This is a genomic window from Nocardioides alcanivorans (assembly GCF_021555175.1).
Taxonomy (GTDB): domain Bacteria; phylum Actinomycetota; class Actinomycetes; order Propionibacteriales; family Nocardioidaceae; genus Nocardioides; species Nocardioides alcanivorans.
The window spans coordinates 1-4,384 of record NZ_JAKGRW010000008.1; the positions used below are offsets into that span (position 1 = coordinate 1).

At 69.0% G+C, this 4,384-nt stretch carries 6 protein-coding genes; 1 reads left to right on the forward strand and 5 read right to left on the reverse strand.

Features of this window, described 5'->3' with window-relative positions:
* Positions 1–95 precede the first annotated feature (95 nt).
* Entirely contained in the window at positions 96–998 is a 903-nt protein-coding gene (dapA, locus tag L1066_RS04625; protein ID WP_235735040.1) for a 4-hydroxy-tetrahydrodipicolinate synthase, read from the reverse strand.
* A gap of 145 nt (positions 999–1,143) precedes the next feature.
* Between dapA and L1066_RS04630 the strand changes: the two genes are divergently transcribed.
* Complete coding sequence (locus L1066_RS04630) at positions 1,144–1,611, forward strand: hypothetical protein (protein WP_235735039.1); 468 nt, start codon at positions 1,144–1,146, stop codon at positions 1,609–1,611.
* A gap of 19 nt (positions 1,612–1,630) precedes the next feature.
* On the opposite strand, the gene L1066_RS04635 is transcribed toward L1066_RS04630, so the two are convergent.
* The 4 genes from L1066_RS04635 to L1066_RS04650 are packed head-to-tail and all read right to left on the reverse strand — an operon-like array spanning position 1,631 to position 4,222.
* Positions 1,631–2,557: an LLM class F420-dependent oxidoreductase gene (locus L1066_RS04635; protein ID WP_235735038.1), complete on the reverse strand. Its 927-nt coding sequence runs from the start codon at positions 2,555–2,557 to the stop codon at positions 1,631–1,633.
* A gap of 38 nt (positions 2,558–2,595) precedes the next feature.
* Positions 2,596–2,958: a GntR family transcriptional regulator gene (locus L1066_RS04640; protein WP_235735037.1), complete on the reverse strand. Its 363-nt coding sequence runs from the start codon at positions 2,956–2,958 to the stop codon at positions 2,596–2,598.
* Positions 2,943–3,416, reverse strand: a complete 474-nt coding sequence (locus L1066_RS04645; protein ID WP_235735036.1) for a dihydrofolate reductase — start codon at positions 3,414–3,416, stop codon at positions 2,943–2,945. Before L1066_RS04645 ends, L1066_RS04640 begins: the two co-directional genes overlap by 16 nt.
* Positions 3,413–4,222, reverse strand: a complete 810-nt coding sequence (locus L1066_RS04650) for a thymidylate synthase (RefSeq protein WP_235735035.1) — start codon at positions 4,220–4,222, stop codon at positions 3,413–3,415. The genes L1066_RS04645 and L1066_RS04650 overlap by 4 nt, the downstream gene beginning before the upstream one ends.
* Positions 4,223–4,384: the final 162 nt, after the last annotated feature.

The following is a 4,384-nucleotide window of genomic DNA, read 5'->3' on the forward strand; positions in this document are numbered from 1 at the left end:
GCGGTGATCCGCAGACCCCCACTCGGCAGCGCGCTGGGTTCGCTCAGTTCAGGATGCGGATGGCTCATCGATCTCCTTTGATCGGATGGGGCCCCTCACAGGAGGCCGGACGCCGAGAGCCCGGCCCGGAGGGCCACGACCTCGTCGTCGTCGAGCGGGACGAGCGGGCTTCGCACGAACCGGTTGTCGATCACTCCCAGCAACTGCAGGGTTGCCTTGGCGGTCGTGGCTCCGTAGTTGGGGACGCCCATGATGGCGTCGATCGCGGGGAGCATCCGCGAGAAGATCTGTCGGGCCCCGGCCGCATCACCCGCGAACCAGGCGTCGTGCATGGCTCGCAGTTGGTCGCCAGCGGCATGGCCGGCGACGGAGACGAAGCCGACGGCACCATGCGCGAGCCAGCCGAGGTTGTTGCCGTCGTCACCGGAATAGACGGCCAGCCCGAGCTCCTCGGAGATCCTCAGGCCACGGACGAAGTCACCGACGGCGTCCTTGACCGCGACGACCTGGTCCCATTGCGCTGCGACCCGGTAGGTGTCGAAGGCGATGGTCGTGCCAGTGCGGCTGGGCACGTCGTAGAGCATCACCGGCAGGTCGCTGGCGGCGACGACCTGCTCGAAGTGGTGCAGCAGGCCCTTCTGCGAGGGCTTGTTGTAGTAGGGCGTCACCAGGAGTACGCCGTCGGCGCCGCGCTCCTGGGCCTGCTTGGCCAACTCGACAGAGTGCACGGTCGTGTTGGTGCCCACGCCGGCGACGAGTTTGGTGTCGGGACCGACAGCCTTGCGCACGGCGGCGAGGATCTCGCCGTCCTCCTCGATGCTGGTGGTGGGCGACTCACCGGTGGTTCCGGAGACGACCAGTCCGTCGTGCCCGTGGGCCACGAGGTGCTGGGCAATGCGGGCAGTGCCCACGAAGTCGACGGAACCGTCGTCGTTGAACGCGGTGGCCATCGCGGTCAGCACGGTGCCGAGCGGGGCCTGCGGAGCAGCGGAGGTCATGGCATGAGGTTATCCCTCTCCGCCGGGCCCGATGCGGATGGGCTCGCCCAGCTCGGTCTGCGAGGACGCGGCCACCACGCGGGGGCAGCCCTCGACAGAGCTTGCCTGCCCCAACTAGCCTGACCGCCGTCCACTGGGAGGTGTGATGGCCGACACATGCGGCGACGTGACGCACCGAGCCTACGAGCTCGCGCTCGGGGCCGGACTCGGCTTCTGGGAGCGCAGCACCCAGGTGCGCACGAGCCTCGGCTCGGAGCAGGCCCGAAGCGGCCTCCTCGCCACCCTCGGCGGAGCTCGTCGACGCAAGGCCGCACACCTGATGCTGCACACGTTCGACGGCGGGCTCGTGGTCGAACGTCTCCGCGGTGGCGTGCGTGGCGCCCCTTACGGGGCCGTGACCGCCGTCCTCCTCGACATCGACTCACCTCGAGGAGACGCGTCCATCGGTCTCAGACTCACGTTCGATGACGGCAACCAGCTGGTGGTGGTGGAGCAGCCGCAGGGCGACGCCCAGCCACTGGTCGAGGTGGCCGGGCGCTGCCGGACGTCGTCGCGTTCGCGCGTGTCGCGGCAGGAGGCCGCAGCAGCCCTGCGCGACCCGGGCTGGATCTGACCCGCCACGGTCATGCCGTTCAGACGTGCGGCATGACCTCGTCGGCGATGAGCTGCAGCTGGTCGAGGTCCTCGAGATCGAGCACCTGCAGGTAGATGCGCTCGGCACCAACCTCGCCGTACTGCTTGATCTTGGCGATCACCTCGTCCGGCGTGCCAGCGAGCCCGTTCTCACGCAGTTCGTCGGACTCACGCCCGATCCGGCCGGCCCGACGGGCGATCTCGGCCTCGTCCCTTCCTACGCAGACGACCAACGCGTTGGACCACGTGAGGTCATCGGGGTTGCGGCCCACGGCGTCGCACGCCGCGCGCACCCGGGCGAACTGGTCACGTGTGGTCTCGAGCGAGACGAACGGCAGGTTGAACTCGTCGGCATGGCGGGCAGCGAGGGCCGGCGTACGGCGCTTGCCGAGTCCTCCGATGAGCACCGGCGGGTGCGGGTCCTGGGTGGGCTTGGGAAGCGCGAGCGAGTCCGTGAGCTGGTAGTGCTCACCCGCGAAGTCGTAGCGCTCCCCCAACGGCGTCGTCCAGAGCCCGGTGATGACCGCCAACTGCTCCTCGAAGCGGTCGAAACGGTCCGCGGTGGCCGGAAACGGGATGCCGTACTGCGTGTGCTCGGCCTCGAACCAGCCAGCACCGATGCCGAGCTCGATGCGGCCCCCGCTCATCTGATCGACGTTGGCGACCTGGATGGCCAGCACGCCGGGATGCCGGAAGGTGGCAGACGTCATCATCGTGCCGAGGCGGATCGTGCTGGTGTCGCGGGCCAGGCCAGCCAGGGTGGTCCATGCGTCCGAGGGACCGGGCAGGCCCTCGGTGCCCATCCCCAGATAGTGGTCGGAGCGGAAGAAGGCCCCGAAACCGAGGTCTTCGGCGGCGAGGGCGACGCGGAGGAGGTCGTCGTAGGTCGCCCCCTGTTGGGGCTCGGTGAAGATGCGCAGTTCCATGGGGCCCACCCTGCCACTGGCTGGCAAGACGATGAAGGTCAGGAACCTTGGGTCCGACGTACGAGCTCGACGGCCTCCGCGTCGCTCACGCCGAGTTCCCGCATGCGCGACACGAAGCCGGCCGCCGCCTCGCGGACGGCTCTCTCCCGTCCGGGGCCCAGCACGACGGTCCCGGCCCGACCACGAGTCGCGACGACCCCGGTGGATTCCAGTTCCTTGTAGGCGCGCGCGACGGTGTTGGCGGCAAGGCCGAGCTCAGTGGCCAGGGTACGGACCGGTGGCAGCTTGTCGCCCGGCGCCAGGACACCGGCATCCACCGCGGCGACGATCTGCAACTTCACCTGCTCGTACGGCGCCTCTGCGGCATGGACGTCGATGACGATCTTCACCGTCGGGCCCACCAGACCCAGTCGAGCGGCGGGTCGAGATCCCTGCGGGACTCGCGCCTCGTCTCGACCCATTCGGCCTCGTCGAAGGCCGGGTAGAAGGCATCGCCCTCCACCTCGATGTGCATCTCGGTGAGCACTTGGTGGGTGGCGCGTGGCAGCGCGAGGGCATAGATCTGCGCGCCGCCGGCCACGAACACCTCGGATCCCTCGGCCAGGGCCAGGGCTTCGTCGAGTGAGTGCGCGACGTCGACACCGTCAGCGGCCCAGTCCGGGTTGCGGGTGATCACGATGGTCCGCCGGCCGGGCAACGGACGGCCGATGGACTCGTGGGTGAGCCGCCCCATGACGAGGGTGTGTCCGAGGGTCGTTGCCTTGAAGTGCGCGAAGTCCTCGCGACTGTGCCACGGGATGTCGGGCCCGTTGCCGATCACCCGGCCCCGGGCGTGGGCAGCGATCAAGGTGAGCGTCATACCGCGATCGGCGCCTTGATGCCGGGGTGCGGGTCGTAGTCGCGCACCTCGATGTGTGGCAGGTCGAAGGCATCGATCTCGGTCACCGACGGGTCGAGCCAGAGGGTGGGCAACGGGCGCGGGTCTCGGGTGAGCTGGAGCTGCGCCTGCTCGAGGTGGTTGCTGTAGAGGTGGGCGTCGCCCATCGTGTGCACGAAGTCGCCGACCGCCAGGCCGGTCACCTGGGCGACCATGTGGGTCAGGAGAGCATAGGAAGCGATGTTGAACGGCACCCCCAGGAACACGTCGGCACTGCGCTGGTAGAGCTGGCAGCTGAGCTCGGCCGGGCCGTCCTCGACGGGGCGCACGTAGAACTGGAACATCGTGTGGCACGGCGGCAGCGCCATGTCGTCGACGTCGGCCACGTTCCACGCCGACACGATGTGGCGGCGCGAGTCGGGGTTGGTGCGGATGCCGTCGACGAGGCCCTTGATCTGGTCGATGCTCCGGCCGTCGGGCGTGGGCCAGGAACGCCACTGGTAGCCGTAGACCGGGCCGAGATCGCCGTCCTCGTCTGCCCACTCGTCCCAGATCGAGACACCACGCTCCTGCAGCCAACGCACGTTGGTGTCGCCGCGCAGGAACCACAGCAGCTCCGCGAAGACCGAGCGGGTGTGGATCTTCTTCGTGGTGACCAGGGGGAAACCCTTGCGCAGGTCGAAGCGCATCTGGTGGCCGAAGACACTGCGGGTCCCGGTGCCGGTGCGGTCACCCTTGTCGACACCCTCATCGAGGATCTGCTGGACCAGGTCGAGGTACTGCTGCATCTCTCCCGTGCTCCGTCAGGCGCTCAGGGACATCGGGCCGTAGACCTCGCGGTCGGCCTCGAGCAGCGTCACCTGGTCGACCCCCGCGTCGGCGAGGTCGGGGAAGAACTCACCCAACCACGACTCGGCGTCCGACTGGCTCGGGAAGGCCTGATCGGCGAG